This is a genomic window from Phenylobacterium sp. (assembly GCF_041913825.1).
Taxonomy (GTDB): domain Bacteria; phylum Pseudomonadota; class Alphaproteobacteria; order Caulobacterales; family Caulobacteraceae; genus Phenylobacterium.
On record NZ_JAYSEO010000016.1, the window covers coordinates 34,451 to 50,571 of the forward strand.

Annotated in this window: 10 protein-coding genes; 3 read left to right on the forward strand and 7 right to left on the reverse strand. The window is 71.1% G+C overall.

What is annotated here, in order from left to right; translation table 11 throughout:
• Positions 1–4 precede the first annotated feature (4 nt).
• Together ACE3Q8_RS14570 and ACE3Q8_RS14575 are read left to right on the forward strand one after the other, a co-directional pair.
• On the forward strand, positions 5–190 hold the full coding sequence (locus ACE3Q8_RS14570; RefSeq protein WP_374471071.1) for a hypothetical protein: 186 nt from the start codon (positions 5–7) through the stop codon (positions 188–190).
• Positions 191–391: 201 nt separating this feature from the next.
• Entirely contained in the window at positions 392–3,379 is a 2,988-nt protein-coding gene (locus ACE3Q8_RS14575; RefSeq protein ID WP_374471009.1) for a TonB-dependent receptor domain-containing protein, read from the forward strand.
• A 173-nt stretch (positions 3,380–3,552) separates the two neighbouring features.
• Here the strand turns inward: ACE3Q8_RS14575 and ACE3Q8_RS14580 are convergent, their stop codons facing one another.
• The 4 genes from ACE3Q8_RS14580 to ACE3Q8_RS14595 form a co-directional block, all read right to left on the reverse strand.
• Entirely contained in the window at positions 3,553–6,318 is a 2,766-nt protein-coding gene (locus ACE3Q8_RS14580) for a M14 metallopeptidase family protein (RefSeq protein ID WP_374471010.1), read from the reverse strand.
• Between the two features lie 107 nt (positions 6,319–6,425).
• Positions 6,426–7,916, reverse strand: coding sequence for an amidohydrolase (locus ACE3Q8_RS14585; protein ID WP_374471011.1), 1,491 nt, complete (start codon positions 7,914–7,916; stop codon positions 6,426–6,428).
• 69 nt (positions 7,917–7,985) lie between these two features.
• On the reverse strand, positions 7,986–8,993 hold the full coding sequence (locus tag ACE3Q8_RS14590) for a FecR domain-containing protein (protein WP_374471012.1): 1,008 nt from the start codon (positions 8,991–8,993) through the stop codon (positions 7,986–7,988).
• Positions 8,986–9,471, reverse strand: coding sequence for an RNA polymerase sigma factor (locus ACE3Q8_RS14595; protein ID WP_374471013.1), 486 nt, complete (start codon positions 9,469–9,471; stop codon positions 8,986–8,988). Before ACE3Q8_RS14595 ends, ACE3Q8_RS14590 begins: the two co-directional genes overlap by 8 nt.
• A gap of 288 nt (positions 9,472–9,759) precedes the next feature.
• Between ACE3Q8_RS14595 and ACE3Q8_RS14600 the strand changes: the two genes are divergently transcribed.
• Positions 9,760–12,219 (forward strand): TonB-dependent receptor domain-containing protein, encoded by a 2,460-nt coding sequence (locus ACE3Q8_RS14600; RefSeq protein ID WP_374471014.1) that lies wholly within the window; start codon positions 9,760–9,762, stop codon positions 12,217–12,219.
• 88 nt (positions 12,220–12,307) lie between these two features.
• On the opposite strand, the gene ACE3Q8_RS14605 is transcribed toward ACE3Q8_RS14600, so the two are convergent.
• The 3 genes from ACE3Q8_RS14605 to ACE3Q8_RS14615 are packed head-to-tail and all read right to left on the reverse strand — an operon-like array spanning position 12,308 to position 16,114.
• Positions 12,308–14,572: a xanthine dehydrogenase family protein molybdopterin-binding subunit gene (locus ACE3Q8_RS14605; RefSeq protein ID WP_374471015.1), complete on the reverse strand. Its 2,265-nt coding sequence runs from the start codon at positions 14,570–14,572 to the stop codon at positions 12,308–12,310.
• Positions 14,562–15,620 (reverse strand): xanthine dehydrogenase family protein subunit M, encoded by a 1,059-nt coding sequence (locus ACE3Q8_RS14610; protein WP_374471016.1) that lies wholly within the window; start codon positions 15,618–15,620, stop codon positions 14,562–14,564. Before ACE3Q8_RS14610 ends, ACE3Q8_RS14605 begins: the two co-directional genes overlap by 11 nt.
• The gene (locus ACE3Q8_RS14615) at positions 15,617–16,114 is read right to left on the reverse strand and encodes a (2Fe-2S)-binding protein (RefSeq protein ID WP_374471017.1); all 498 of its coding nucleotides are present in this window, start codon (positions 16,112–16,114) and stop codon (positions 15,617–15,619) included. The genes ACE3Q8_RS14610 and ACE3Q8_RS14615 overlap by 4 nt, the downstream gene beginning before the upstream one ends.
• Positions 16,115–16,121: the final 7 nt, after the last annotated feature.

Here is a 16,121-nt window from a genome sequence, read left to right on the forward strand (position 1 = left end):
GGAAATGCTCCGCCAGGCGGTGACCGGCGCGCACCGCAATGGTCGGCACGTGGGCATCTGCGGCGAGGCGCCCGCGACCTATCCGGAGATCGCGGCCTTCCTGACGAGCTCGGCGTCGACACGATCAGCATCAATCCGCAGAGCCTGCCCCGCACCATGGCGGTGGTCCGCGAGGCCGAGGAGCGCCTGAAGCTCCCCGCTCGCACCGCCGCCCCCCGCGAGCCTGCCGAGGCGTAGCCGGCGCGGCCGACGACGACCGGCGGGCCCACTGCGACCATTTCGCCCGCGGCGGCGGCGCGTGCCCCCCGTGCTGTGGATTCACTCCCGGCCTGCGTCTTGGGTTCGGGCGCGCGAGGGGTGCGCCCGCAAGAACAGCGGGGAATGATCGGATATGAGAGCGAAGTCCTTCAGGTTGCTGATGGCGGGCGGCTGCGCCTACGGCGCCCTTCTCGCGGGCGCCGCGCAGGCCCAGACCGCCGAACCGGAGTCGGCGGTCGAGGAGGTGGTGGTCACCGGCTCGCGCATCAGCCGCCCCGACTACGTCGCCAACAGCCCGATCGTTTCGGTGGGCCAGGCGGCCATCGAGAACACCGGCCAGGTGACGGTGGAGAAGTCGCTCTCGCAGATGCCGCAGTTCACCGGCTCGTTCGGCCAGGGCAACACCGGCAGCACCAGCACGGGCCTGAACGGCGGCCAGTCCTACGCCAGCCTCCGCGGTCTCGGCGCCAAGCGGACCCTGATCCTGCTCGACGGCCGTCGGCTGCAGCCCTCCAACCCGGACGGCTCGGTCGACCTGAACATCATCCCCGAGGCCCTGATCGAGAACGTCGAGGTCATCACCGGCGGCGCCTCGACGGTGTACGGCTCGGACGCCACGGCGGGGGTCGTCAACTTCCGCCTCCGGCGCAACCTCGAAGGCGTTGTCCTCGACACCCAGTACGGGATCTCCGAGCGCGGCGACGGCGAGTCGTTCCGGGTGTCGGTGATGGGCGGTTCCAGCTTCGCCGACGATCGCGGCCGTGCGCTGCTGTCGGTGGACTACACCAACCGCGACCGCGCGCTGCAGGGCTCGCGCGACTACTACATCTTCCGCCAGTCCACGCCCGGCCTGTCGACCATTCCGCAGGGCACGGTCCTGTTCGGCGCGAACCTGCCGACGCTGGCGGCGGTGAACAGCGTGTTCGTGGGCGAGTACGGCACCCGGCCGCTCACCGGCAACGCCGCGGGCCGCTACACCGGCCAGATCGGCTTTAACACCGACCAGACGCTGTTCTCCACCGCGGGCGTGCCCGTCCTCAACTTCCGGGACCCCGAGACCGACGAAGCCTATATCGTCAACACCAACGCCGCGGGCACCGCCCAGCAGGTGAACTTCGGCTATTCGGGCGGCTCGCTGCAGTCGGACCTCGACCGCTACTCGGTGTTCGGCAAGCTCGACTACGACTTCACCGACGACATCCGGGGCTTCGCGCAGTTCAGCTTCACCGACTACGAGTCCGTGGGGATCACCAACCCGACGCTGGCTTCCAATGTCTACGGCCTCACCGTCCCCAGCACCAACCCGTTCATCCCGGACGACCTGCGGACCATCCTGGCCTCGCGGCCGCAGCCGAACGCCAACTTCACCTTCTACAAGGCCTTCAACATCCTCGGGCCGCGGATCCAGAGCTACAAGTACAACGTCTACCAGCTCGTGGGCGGCCTCTCGGGCAAGGTCGGCATCGCCGACTGGACCTGGGACGCCTACGCCGCCTACAGCCGCGCCAAGTTCGACAATGAGCAACTGGGCGGGGCCAGCGCCAGCGCCGTCGCCCGCCTGCTGAACAGCCCGACGGGCGGCACGGAGTTCTGCGCCGGCGGGTTCAATCCGTTCGGCAACCTCACGCCCTCGGCCGGGTGCATCGAGTACATCACCCGCCGCACGCTGAACCAGAACGAGCTGGAACAGCGGATGGCCGAGATCAACCTGCAGGGCGGCGCGTTCGACCTGCCGGCCGGCGAAGTCCGCTTCGCCATCGGCGCGGGGTATCGCGCCAACGAGTACACCTTCACGGCCGACAGCCAGCTCAACCAGCCCGACGGGACCAGCGACGTGCTGGGCTACAGCGTGCTGCGGGACGCCGAAGGCTCGGTGGACACCTACGAGCTCTACGGCGAACTTCTGGTGCCGGTGCTGGCGGACCTGCCGTTCGTCAAGGAACTCAACCTCGACCTCGGCTACCGCTTCTCGGACTACAGCTCGGTCGGCGCCATCCAGACCTATAAGGCCGACTTCGACTGGCAGGTGGTGGAGGGGCTGCGGCTGCGCGGCGGCTACAACCGCGCGGTCCGCGCCCCGAGCGTCGGGGAACTCTACGCCCCGATCTCGACCGGCAGCGTGGCCATCGGCAACCCCTCGGCCACCACGACCAACGGCGATCCCTGCGACGTCCGGTCGTCGTACCGCCTGGGTTCCAACGGCGCCCAGGTCCGGCAGCTCTGCCTGGCCCAGGGCGTGCCGACGGCGATCATCGACAGCTACCAGCTCGGCACCGCCCAGGTGTTCGCCCTGACCGGCGGCAACCCCGACCTCGAGGAAGAGACAGCCGACACCTACTCGATCGGCGCTGTCGTGCAGTCGCCGTTCGACCACCCGCTGCTCAGCCGCATGTCGGCCTCGGTGGACTGGTACAGCATCAAGGTGAAGGACGCGGTCGGCAGCCTGTCGATCGCCAACGCCATCCAGTTCTGCTTCAACTCCGGCGGCAACAATCCGAACTACGACCCGAACAACTACTACTGCCGGCTGATGACCCGGAACCCGACCAACGGCGTTCCGACCAATCCGGTGCAGCCGCTGCTGAACCTCGGCCAGTTCGAGGTCTCGGGCGTCGACTTCCAGTTCGACTGGACGCTGAACGCCGAGGACCTGGGCCTCGGCGACTACGGCACGCTCGCGGTCAATGTCGCCGTCGGCTACCTGGACCAGTTCAAGGTGCAGTCCCTGCCCGGGGCGCCGACCTACGACTACGCCGGCACGATCGGCACGGGCGTCGAATCCAACGCGGGCACCGCGCACCCGGAATGGAAGGTCGCCACCTCGGCCACCTACACCTACGGACCGGCGAGCCTGGGCCTGCGCTGGCGGCACCTCAGCGCCATGAGCGCCTCGGCCCGGGTGGTGACCCCCACCAGCACCGCGCGGGGCGTGAAGTCGTACGACGTCTTCGACCTGAACGGCCGGGTGAAGCTGCCGTGGGAGGCCGACCTGCGCTTCGGCGTGACGAACCTGCTCGACAAGGCTCCGCCGCAGGTGGGCGACACCGAGGGCACCTATGACGCCCAGAACTACGACATGATCGGCCGCTCCTATTACGTGGGCGTCCGCAAGCGGTTCTAGACGTCCGCAACACGGCTAGGACTCGCCGGCGCCGGCTCCGCCCCCACGGAGCCGGCGCTTTTTTGGCAGGGCCGCCGTGCGCAGCAAAAAGGCGCCGGCCGAACGACCGACGCCCTGGGACGAAAGGAAGGGGGCGCGGCAGGGGATGGCCGCGCCCCCGGTCTCTACGAAGCCTACCGGGTCGCGGCGACCGCGGGGCCGTAGAGCAGCCCGTTGAACAGGAACTTGAAGGTCCCGTAGGACTGGGCGCGGTGGTTCACCTCGGGCCCCATCACGAACAGCTTCCCCTTGCCCACGTCGACGTCGACGATGGCGGTGGAGCCGTCCAGCCGCTCCTGACCCAGGGCCCAGCCACTGCGCAGCAGCTTCTTGCCGTCGAACCAGGAGACCTTCGACGCGCCAGCCGTGGTGGTGACGCGGTAGGTGGGCGCCTCATCGAAGAACATGTCGACCTCGGCCGGCATTCCGTAGGCCAGCGGCTGGCGCGGATCGACCTTGGCGCGGAGGACCGAGCCCGGGATGTAGAACTCCCGGCCGGACAGCGCCTTGACCTTGCCGTCCTCGGTCTTGGTCACCGCCACCTCAAGGGGCGCCCCGAGGTCCAGGGCGAGGCTGCCGGACGAGCCCACCGTCACCACCGAGCCGCCCTGCTCCAGGAAGGCCTTGAGCTGCGGCACGGTCTTGGCCTTGCTGATCGATCCCAGCCAGCCGTGGTACTCGGCCGGGATATCCTCGGCCTTGGGCTGGCGGAACTCGCTGCGGCCGTGGAAGGCGCCCCCTTCGGCGACCGGGGTGACGCCTTCGGGGAAGACCAGGACGTCGAAGTCCTTGGCCAGGTCGCCCGCGTCCAGGCGCTGCGGATAGACCACCTGGAACGGGGCCTCGTAGCGCTCGAGGAGCCAGCGGGTCCAACCCGAGGGCATCGAGCCGCCATAGATGTCCACCAGGCCCACGCGGATCGGCTTGAGGGCCAGGGCCTGGGCGGGCGGCTTGGCGCTCACGGCCCAGGCGTCGACGCCCAGCTCCTTCACGCCCTGGTCCAGCACGGCCTTGGCGGCCGGCGAGGCCGGCACCCAGATGGCGCCCGGGCCGAAGGTCTTACCGCCCGCCTTGGCGTCGGACTTCAGCCAGAACACCGGCTGGCCGGCCTTGAGCAGCCGGTTGGTGAGCGTGAAGCTGCGGTTCGGCGCATGGCTGATCAGCCAGCCGGCGCGGCCCGATCCCTGGATGCGGCCCGGAGGCGGCGCGATCAGGTCGGGCACGGCCTCGAACGGGCCGTCGAAGCCTTCCAGGACGCGGTCGAACTGGACGCCCATCTGGTAGGCCAGGGTGTAGCCGGTGATGTCGTAGGGCGGGACAGGCGGTCCGCCCGGATACTGCAGGTCGTGCGGGTGGTCCTGCGGCTCGAACATGTCGAGGATGTGCGGCCGGTAGGCCTGGGCGGTCTTCACCACGTAAGAGCCGGCCGGATACGACTTGCCGCCCACCTTGAACGGCTTCGTCGCGCGCTGGACGTCGACGCCGGCCTTCACCAGCGCGTTCACGAAATCCACGGCTGTCGGCAGGTCGGCCTGGTCGGCGGGGATGATGTAGCCGCGGGGATCGCGGTCCTCAGGCTTCTGCAGGACCGCCTTGTAGAGGCCGCTGTCCACGGTGCCCCGCTCCCAGCGATCGGTCGACTTGGCTTCCTTGCCCTCGGCCTTGGCCACCGCCTTCAGCTCGTCGATCTTGGCCGGGGTGACGGTCCACGAGTCCTTCGAGCCCCGGGCGATGCTGTCGGCGCCCATCTTGTAGATGTTGAACAGCAGCCGCTCGCGGTTGCGCGAGGCGTAGTCCATCACCGCCCGGTTCAGGCTCCACTGGTATTCGATCGTCTGCCGCAGGTGCCAGGCCTGCGGGGCGATCGGGTCGGGACGGTCGTTGCTGGGGAGCTGCACGTCGGGCAGCAGCTTCACCTCGCTCGGCGTCGGGCCGCCGATGATCTCGGTCAGCAGCCCGACCGAGTTGTGGAAGTAGGCGATCGAGCGCTCCATCCCGTTGTGCCAGGTGGAGTACGGCGCGGCGCTGCGGGCGCCCGAGCCCGGCTTGTCCTCGGCGACCAGCCGGCTGTGCATGGCCATGCCCACCTCCTGGAGCGTGGTCATGACCAGCGGGTCGTAGTTGTAGTTGAACGGGTCGCGGAACGGCGGGACGAAGACGATCATCCCCGTCGGGCCGGTCTGGTGTTGGTTGAAGATGATCTGCGGGTACCACTCCCGGAACAGCATCCGGTTGACGTTGGTGGTCTCCGCCATCTGCGACATGTAGCTGTCGCGGTTGTTATCGTGGCCGATGTACTTCTGGTACAGCCGCGGGATCGAGTTGAACTCGCGCGCCTTGGGATCCGACTTGCGCATGTACCAGTCGGAGACCAGCTCCATGCCGTCCGGGTTGTCGTGGGCGAAGAGGATGATCACGTCGTCCAGGATGCGGAGCGTCTCCGGATCGTCCTGGGTCAGCATGCGGTAGAGCGCCTGGATCTGGCCCTGCGAGGTCACCGTCTCCGTGGCGTGCAGGCCGGCGTCGATCCAGACCACGGCCTTGCCCTCGGCTGCCAGCTTCCTGGCGTCCTCCGGCGTCAGGCCTTCCGCCTTGGCAAGGCGGCGGGCGATGGTCCGGTAGCGGTCGAGGTTGGCGAGGTTCTTGGGCGAGCTGACGATGGCGGCCCACTGCGTGCGCCCCTCTTCGGACTTGCCGAAGTCCACCAGCTTCATGCGGTCGGACTGTCCGGCCAGCGTCTTCAGATAGGCCTCGTAGGCCGTGTAGTCCGCCAGGAAGTAGTCGGTCCCGGGCTCCTGCGCGAACGCCTCCTTGGGCGAGGTGATCGTCGCGGCCTGCGCCGCGCCGCCGAACATCAGGACCAGCGCCATCGCCGCGCTGCTCATTGCATAGGACCGCATCCCCATTCCCTCAATATGAACCCCGCGGCCTGAGCGGCCGCACGAACCAAGACGCACGCGCTGCGACTTCCCACAGCAGCGACCGCGCGGCCGGAGCCGCGCCGCCGTCATTCGGCGCCCGCCGCCTTGCGGTAGTCGAGCGGCGGCTTCCTGTCCCCGACCAAGGCCTTGTAGGTGAAATCCGACCCGCGCCGCTCGGCCAGTTCGGCCTTGGCGGCGGCGACCAGCTCCGGATCGGTCAGGACCCGCGCGCCGGTGAGCGCCAGCGTCTTGGCCGCGGTCTGGGCCCCCTTGAGGCCGATGGTCATGCCGCCCGCGGCGACGTTCTGCCAGCTATGGCCGGCCGAGCCGGGCACGAAGGTGGCGGTGGAGAGGCCGACCGTCGGCGTCACCCAGCTCACGTCCGCGACGTCCGTGGACCCGCCGGCGAGGTCGCCGTCGAGGCTGGCGGGCTGATATGGAACCACACGGGAGACCGAGCTCAGGTCGCCGCCGCCGTTGGGCAAGCTCTTCGCGAGTTCGCGCGCGAAGGCGGTCTCCTCGGCCGTCCAGGAGATTCCGCCCACGGTTTCGAGCGACTCCTGCATGACCTTCCCCAGCGCGTCGTTCGGCAGGAGGTTGTAGACGCCTCCGGTCTGCTCGAACTCGACGGTGGTGCCGGTGATCATCGCCGCGCCGTCGGCGGCGCGCTTCACCTTGTCCATGACGTCGACGACGATCTTCGGATTTGCGTTGCGGACGTAGTAGTAGACCTCGGCGAAGTCCGGCACGACGTTGGGCGCCTTGCCGCCGTTCGTCACGACGTAGTGGATCCGCGTCCGGTCGGGAATGTGCTCGCGCAGGTAGTTGGTCGAGACGTTCATGATCTCGACGGCGTCCAGCGCGGAGCGGGCCGCCCAGGGCGCGCCCGCCGCGTGGGCCGACTGCCCCCGGAAGCGGAACTTGCCGCTGATGTTGGCCATCGAGGTCCCCTGGCGCGCCGAGTTGGCGTTCCCGGGGTGCCAGTGCAGCGTCACGTCCACGTCTTTGAACAGGCCGTCGCGGACCATGTAGACCTTGCCAGAGCCGCCTTCTTCGGCCGGGGTGCCGTAGACGCGCACCTCGCCGCCGATCTTGTTGGCCACCATCCACTGCTTCAGCGCGATCGCGCTGGCCACCGAGGCGGCGCCGAACAGGTTGTGGCCGCAGCCATGGCCATTGTCGTTGCCGGCGATCGGCTGCTTGGTCGGCGCGGCGGCCTGGGACAGTCCGGGCAGCGCATCGAACTCCGCCAGGATGGCGACCACCGGCCCCGGGCCGTTCCGGAAGCTGGCGACGAAGCCGGTGGGCTCGTCGGCGACGCCGGCGCGGACCGTGAAGCCGGCGGATTTCAGTTGCGACTGCAACAGGCCCGAGCTCTTGGTCTCCAGGTAGCCCAGCTCGGCGTAGCTCCAGATCTTCAGGGCCGCGTCGTTCATCTTGGGCGTGGCGGCGTCCACCGCCGCGATGACGGCGCGCTGGTCGGCCGGCGACAGCGGCGCAGCCGCCGCCGCGGCGGCGGCCGTCCACGCAGCGAGGCAGAGCGCGCCTGCGCCCACCGCGTTCGAGATCGACTTCATGGGGTCCTCCGCAACCGCCGGCGAGCCGCGCCGGCTGACCTGCTCAAGACGCAGGCGGTGGCGAAATCCTCAGCCCGCGGGCGCGTGAAGTTCGATGGCGGTGGCGGAGCGCCGCTCGGCCCGGGCGAGACCGTAGGCCTCGAGGCTTTCGACGAAGCCTTCCACGTCGCCCGTGCGGAAGCGGCCGCTGAGCGGCGCCGCGGCAAGGCGGGGATCTGCGATGGTCAGCTTGATGCGCGAGTAGCGGTTCATCTCACCGACGATCTCGGCCAGCGGCCGGTCGTGGAAGACCAGCCGGCCATCGCGCCAGGGCGCCATTTCGGAGACGTCCGTGCGCACGATCCGCCATGGGTTGCGGCCCTCCTGAAGGAGCTGGTCCCCGGGGGCCAGTTCGACCGCCGCGCCGTCCCCGCGGACGCGCACCCGCCCTTCCACCAGGCTGACGGACCACCGCTGCGGCTCCGACCGAACGCTGAACGCCGTCCCCAGCGCCGTGACTGTTCCGCCCGGAGCGGTGACGATGAACGGCCGCCCGGGATCCTTGGCCACCTGGAAGTAGGTCTCGCCGCGAACCAACTCGACGGCGCGCTGCGTCCCGAATGGGGCCACCCGCACTTGGCTGTCGGTGTTGAGCACCAGCACCGAGCCGTCGGCCAGGGTCACCGTCTGCCGTCCGCCGACGGCGGTGCGGTAGACGACGCCGCCGACCTCGGCCGGGGAGGAGGCGTCCCGGTGCGCCGGAGCCCAGGCGCCGTAGCCCAGAACGCCCGCGATGCTCAGAACCACGGCCGCCGCGGCCGCCGACGCCCAGCGGGGGAGCGCCCCCCGGCGCGCAGCCGAAAGCTCGGCGCGCAGTCCGGCCCGCGCCGCGGCGATCTCCGGCGCGTCCTTCATCCCGCCCAGGCGCGCCCAGGCGCCATTGACCTTCGCCCAGGCCGCCGCGCGCTCGGGAGCTCCGCTCAGCCAGGCCTCGAAGGCGGCATGCGTCTCTGCGTCGGGCCGGCTCTGCAGGCGGACGAGCCACGACGCGGCCTCCGCTTCGGCAGCGGCAGCGTCCTGCCCCCGATCATCATTCATCGACGTCTTGCAGACGGCTGGAGATCACTTGCAGCGCCTTGACCACGTGCTTCTCGACGGCGCTGACCGAAATGCCGAGCGCCGAAGCCGCGGCCTTGTAGCTCAAGCCCTCGAAGCGGACCAGCATCAGGGCGGCCCGGGTGCGGGGCTGCAGTTCGTTCAGGGCGGCGAGGGCGACGGAGACGTCCTGCTTGGCCTGGTAGACCCGGTCGGGGGAGAGCTCGTCCGGCGGATGGAACGCGTCGTCCAGCGGACCGTGGGCCCGCGTGCGGCGGGCGGCGTCGCGGCGCCGCCGATCCTGCAGCACGTTGGCCGCGGTCTGGAAGATGAAGCTGCTGGGATTGCGCACCGCTTCCGTGGCGCGGCGGTTGTGGATCCGAAACAGCACGTCCTGCACCAGATCGTCGATCTCGTGCCCGTCCACACGCCGGCGGAAATAAGCCTTCAGCGCCTCCCGGTAGCCGATGGCGGCGGCCATGAGCCCGCCTTCACGGAAATCCTCCGTCGTGTCACGCCACGCCAATACCGTCCCCCCACGGCTACAACAGCCGCAGTCAATCGGTGTCCGGACCGATCGGTCAACTGCGGTTTCACGCCCCGCCCCCCCGCGCGCCCCGCTGCTCTCGAAAATGGCGCCCCCGGCATTCCCTTGGGGGCGACCCATGCCCCTATGGCCAGCACGCCCGAGCCCGACTATCCAAGCTCGGTGAACCAAGGGGAGGACACCACGAGGGGCGGACGCGCGCGGCGCCGACGCGCTGCCGTCGTGGCGGCGGCCGTCGCCGCCCTTGCGGGCCAGGCCGCCCGCGCCGCGGACCGGACGCCTTACTTCAACATCGCCGCGGGCGCGCCCCTCGAAGAGGCGCTGACTGCGTTTTCGGAGCAGGCCGACCAGGACATCCTCTTCCAGCCCGGTCTGGTGGCCGGCGCGCGCACGGGCGGCGTCCGGGGCGCGCGGTCGCCCGCCGCGGCGCTCGCCGAACTTCTGAGCGGCACCGGGCTCACCTGGCGCGAGGCTCACGGGCGGCTGCTGATCGAGCGCAAGGCGGCGGAGGCGCCCGGCACCGCCGCGCCGTCGTCCACCCTCGATGTGCTGGTCGTGACCGCGACCCGCCGGCCGACGCTGGAGCAGCTCACGCCGATGTCCGTCCGCGCCCTGCCGGGCGAGGAGCTCACCCAGGCTGGCGTCACGACCTTCGGCGAGGCGAGCGCTCTCGTGCCGGGATTCAACTACGTCGCGGTAGGCGCAGGCCGCCACCGGATCAGCCTGCGCGGCGTGCATGCCTCGGGCGAGGCCACCACGGCGCTCTACTACGACGAAGTCCCCGTGACCGGCCCCAGCGGCACCACCGCGGATCCGGGCGCCGGGGCCCCCGAGCTGCTGCTCGTCGACCTGGACCGGATTGAGGTCCTCCGGGGACCGCAAGGGACCCTCTACGGCGCAGGCGCCATGGGCGGGGCGCTGAGGGTCATGTTCCGGCGGCCGAACCTCGTCGAGGCCGGAGCCGAGGTCACGGGCGAGGTGGAGCAGGCGGACGGTGGGGTGGGTCACACCGCCGTCGGCGTCCTGAACGCGCCGCTGCCGAAGGGGCGCGCCGCCGCGCGCCTCACCGTCTATCGGCGCGAGGAGCCCGGCTACATCGACAACCGGCGGCTGGCGCTGTCCGACGTCAACGGGAGCCAGATCCGTGGCGTCCGGCTGGGCGTGGCCGCAGAACCCGCCTCGTCCTTGCGGCTCAGCCTGACCTCCGCGGTCCAGGTGTCGGACTTCGAGGACACGGCGGCCGGCGCCCGGGAAGGCGCGCCATTGGTGTCGCTGAATCCGGTGCGGACCGAGTTCCGCAGCCGGCTCGCCCTCCACCAGGCGCAACTGCGCCTGCTGTCCCGGCGGATCGAGGTCACCGCCAACGCCGCGGTCTACGACTGGCGGACCACGCGGCAGAGCGACTACACGGGCGTGCTCCTCGCCGAACGGACGAGCGGGACGGCTTGTGCGCGCTACTTCGCCGGCGCGGCCTGCGGCGCGGACATGCTCGCCGCCTATTCCGCCTACGTCGACGATCGCGCGCCGGGCATGCTCAACCAGCCGGACAGCATGCAGGCGCAGGTCCAGGAGCTGCGCCTGCAGTCGGCGGGGTCTGGCTTCACCGCCTGGACCGTTGGCGTCTTCCGCGAGGCGCGCGAGGACACCATCGACAGCCAGGTGCTGGTGGCGGACGCCGCCACCGGCCGGCCCCGGCCGGACCTCGGCTACACCGGCCGTCGGCTGGTGGCCAACGCGTTGCGCCAGCGGGCGATCTACGGCGAGGCGACGATCGGGGCCGACCGCGCCACCAGCCTCACCATCGGCGCCCGCCGGTTCGACTACGAGCGGCGGACGGTCGGACAGGTCCTCGTCGCGAACGTGATCTCGAACACGACCAACGCCAATTTCGAGACCGAAGCGGACGAGGATGGCTGGAGCCTCAAGGTGCTGGCGAGCCGCCGGATCGGGCCTTCGCTCCTCGCCTACGCGCAGGCCTCGCAGGGTTTCCGCCCCGGCGGGATCAACACCGTGCCGGAGCTTCCGCCGGCGCTCGCGGCCTACGAGGCCGACAGCGTGTGGAACTACGAGGCCGGGGTGAAGATGGCCTCGCCCGACAACCGCGCCAGCCTGAACGCCGCCGCCTACCGCGTGGACTGGCGGAACATGCAGTTCAGCGCCACGAGCGCCAACGGGGCCTTCGGGTTCATCACCAACGTCGGGCGGGCGCAAATCGACGGGTTCGAACTCGACGCGGCCGTCGCCTTCGAGGCCGGCCGGGCGGGCGTGAACCTCAACCTCAGCCGCGCCGAGCTCGTGGACGACCAGGCGGCCGCGGAGGCGATCGGCCTTGGCTCGGCGGGAGACCGGCTGCCCTTCGTTCCGCGCCTCGCCTTCAACCTATGGGGGGAGTATCGGCCGCCGCCCTTCGGCGCCCTGGACCTGCTGCTTCGCGCCGATGTCGCCTACGTCGGGCGCTCGCACAGCACGTTCCGCCCCGGCGCAGCCAACGACACGTCGCTGGGGGACCTGTGGCTGGTGAACCTCCGCGCCACCGCGGGGCGCGACGCCTGGCGGCTCGGCGCCTACGTGGAGAACCTGCTGGACAGCCACAAGCCGACCGCCGCCACCACCGGCGCCACGCCCCAGCCCTACCCCACCGCCCCGCGCCACCTGGGCGTCACGGCCACCTACCGCTTCTGAGGCGCCGGGCTAGGCCCCTGCGCCGCTTCGCCCGGCGAGTAACACCGGGCCGACCCGGCTTGGCCTCAGGCGGAGGCTCGGGGAACTCTCAAGGCAGGCCGGTGAGCAGATCCTCGATCCGGATGGGGAAGCGGCGGATGCGGACGCCGGTGGCGTGCCAGACCGCATTGGCGATCGCGCCCACGGTGCCGGTGACGCCGATCTCGCCCACCCCCTTGACGCCCAGCGGATTGACGTAGGCGTCCTCCTCGGGGACCAGGATCGCGTCGACCGAAGGGACGTCGGCGTTGACGGGCACATGGTACTCCGCCAGGTCGGCGTTCATGATCCGCCCGGTCCGGCGATCGGTCCGCGCCTCTTCCAGGAGGGCGAAGGACAGGCCCCAGATCATCCCGCCATAGTACTGGCTGCGCACCAGTCGCGGATTGATGATCCGGCCGGCGGCGAAGGCGCCGACGAGGCGCGTGCAGCGCACCTGGCCCAGGTCGGGGTCGACCTTTACCTCCGCGAAGACGGCGCCGTGCGAGTACATCGCCCAGGTCTGCGCCGCCTCCTCGTCGCGCGCCATGCGCCCGGAGCCCACGACCACGTCGCGCCCGGCCCGCGCCAGGATCTCGACGTAGCTCTCGCTGCGGGATTCGTCGTCGCGGCGATGCAGGCGTCCGGCGCGGGCCACCACGCCGATGTTGCCGGCGCCGTAAAGCGGCGAGGCCGGGTCGCCGCTCGCCAGGTCCGCCAGACGGGCGATGGCGTCCAGGCCGGCGTTGTGCAGCGCCAGCCCGGCGCTGGCGGTGTGCCCGGAGCCGCCCGCCATGCCGCCGTCCGGAAGGCTGGACACGCCGGAGTGGAGTTCCACCCGGTCCAGGTCCAGGCCGAGCGCCTCGGCCGCGATCTGCGCGAGCGCCGTCCAGGCGCCCTGACCCATGTCGGCGCCGGCCGTCTCGACCAGCGCCGTGCCGTCGGCCCGCAAGGTGGCGCGCGCCTCCGCAGGGAAGTGGGGGCAGGGGAAGAGCGCGGTGCCCATGCCCCAGCCGACCAGCAGGCCGTTCTCGTCCCGCATGGTGCGTGGCTGCAGGGGCCGGTCCGCCCAACCGAAGGCCTTCGCACCTTCGGCGTAGCACTCGCGCAGCGCCTTCGACGAATAGGGCCGGCCGGCGCCCGGCTCGGTGTCGGCATAGTTGCGGAGCCTGAACTCGAGCGGGTCCATGCCGCAGGCCTCGGCCGCCGCGTCGATGGCGATCTCCAGCGCCGCGGAGCCGGACGCCTCCCCAGGCGCCCGCATGGGGCCGGGCGTGCCGATGTCGAGCCGCAGGCCCGTGGTCTCGGCCTGGATTGCGGGGCTGGCGTAGAGGTGCAGCGACGCGTTCGCGGCCGGCTCGAGGAAATCCTCGAAACTGGAGGTCACCGACAGCGACCGGTGGCCGAGCGCGGTAAGCCGCCCCTCGGCGTCCAGCCCCAGGCGAAGGCTCTGCCAGGTGCGGCCTCGGTGGCCGACCGGGCCATACATCTGGGCCCGCGTGAGCGCGAGCTTCACCGGGCGTCGCAGGTCGCGGGCGGCCAGTATGGCCAGCAACTGGGGTCCCGTGAGAAAGCCCTTCGATCCGAAGCCGCCGCCCAGGAAGGGCGATCGGATCAACACGTTCTCGGCCGGGACGCCCAGGTAGGCGGCGTAGAGCTGACGGCCCATCACCAGCGCCTGGCTCGGCATGTCGAGGGTCAGGTGATCACCGTCCCAGGCCGCGACGACCGCATGGGGCTCCATGGCGTTGTGGAACTGGGTGGGGGTGTCGACCTCCACCGACACGACCTGATCGGACGCGCCGAGCGCCGCCTCGAGGTCGCCGTAGGCGGTCCTCGCCGGCATTCCGAAGCCGGAGCTCTCGGGTTCGTAGAGTTGGCCGTCGTCGGCGCCGGTCCGGGCCGGCATCGCCTCGTACCGCGGTGCGAGCAGGGCCGCCCCTTCCGTCGCGGCTTCCAGGGTCTCGGCCACCACCAGCGCGATGGGCTGGTTGACGTAGCGCACCGTGTCGTCCTGCAGCGCCTCGATCCGGAAGTCGAACGGGCTAAGCTTGCCGTCCGGGTCCTGCGCCAGCGGCGGCCGGTTGGCTGGCGTGTACACCTCCACGACGCCAGGATGGGCCTTGGCGGCGGCGACATCCAGGAAGGCCACCCGGCCGCGGGCGATCCGGCTCACCGCGGTGACCGCATGGAGCAGTCCCTCCGGGCGGTTGTCCGCCGCGTAGGTCGCCCGGCCGGTCACCTTGAGCTCGCCGTCGCGGCGGGTGATCGGCTGCCCGGCGTTGGAGCCGTGGCGGCGATAGGGCGCGAGCGCCGAGGGGGTTTCAGGCGGCATGGGTGGCTCCCGAGCTGGGGGCGAACGGCGAGGCGGGCAGGGCCGGCATGACAGACGGCGTTCCCGCCAGCGCCTGCTCGAGGACGCGCACGACGGTCCGGCGGGCGAGTTCGATCTTGAAGGCGTTGTCGCCGGACGGCCGCGCGTCCATGAGGGCGGCCTCGGCGGCGCGGGCGAAGACCTCCGCCGAGGGCTCGGCCCCTGCGAGGATCGCTTCCGCGGCCCTGGCGCGCCAGGGCTTCGCGGCCACGCCCCCCAGCGCCACCCTGGCGGTCCGGACGACGCCGGCCTCCAGCTCGAGTCCGGCGGCCGCCGAGACGACGGCGAAGGCGTAGGAGGTGCGCTCGCGCACCTTGAGATAGCGCGCGTGAGGCGCCACCGCCGCGGCCTCGGCCGGCAGGCGCACCGCGACGATGAGTTCTCCGGGCCGGAGCGCGGTTTCCACGTGAGGCGTGTCGCCCGGCAGGAGGTGCAGCGCTTCAAAGGCGATCTCGCGCGGCCCGCCCGGACCCTGGACCTCGACCACGGCGTCGGATGCGGCCAGCGGGACGCAGACGTCGGACGCGTGGGTGGCGATGCAGTGCTCGCTCCAGCCCAGCACCGCATGCAGGCGGTTTTCGCCGCCGCGCGCGTCGCAGCCGGAACCGGCAGCGCGCCGATTGCACGCGCTGGCCGTATCCTGGAAGTAGGGGCAGCGCGTCCGCTGCAGCAGGTTGCCGGCCATGGTCGCGACGTTGCGCAGTTGCGGCGAGGCGCCGGAGAGCAGGGCCTCCGCGATGGCCGGGAACGCAGCCTGGAAGCGGGCGTCGTAGGCCAGGTCCGCATTGCGCACGAGGGCGCCGACGCGAACCCCGCCATCCTGGCTCCAGGTGATCGCGTTCATCCCGGGAAGTCGTGTGATGTCGATCAGTCGCTCCGGGCGGGCGACGCCCACCTTCATGAGGTCCAGGAGGTTGGTGCCGGCCGCCAGGTAGGCGGAGCCAGGCTGCTCCGCTGCGGCGACGGCCGCGGCGATGGTGGTGGGGCGGACGTATTCGAAGCGGTTCACGCGGCGGTCTCCTGCGCCTGCCCGGCGAGGACGCCCTGGGCCTCCAGCACGGCTTCGGTGATGCCCCGGTAGGCGGCGCACCGGCAGAGATTGCCGCTCATCAGCTCCCGGACGCGCTCGGGGTCGTCTCCGGCGTGCCCCTCGGCGATCAGGCCGACGGCGCTCATGATCTGGCCGGGCGTGCAGAAGCCGCACTGGAAGCCGTCGTGGGCGATGAAGGCGGCCTGCACCGGGTGCAGGCGACCGCCCTCGGCGAGGCCTTCGATGGTGGTGACCTCGGCCCCGTCCAGGCTGGCGGCGAGCGCCAGGCAAGCGTTTATGCGCCGCCCGTCGACGAGGACGGTGCAGGCCCCGCACTGGCCCCGGTCACAGCCCTTCTTCGCCCCCGTCAGGCCGAGCCGTTCACGAAGGAGGTCGAGAAGGGTGGTGCGCGGATCGTCGAGCTCGACGCGGCGGAGTCCGCCGTTGATCGTCAGGTGGACAGTGAGCGACATGGGACTC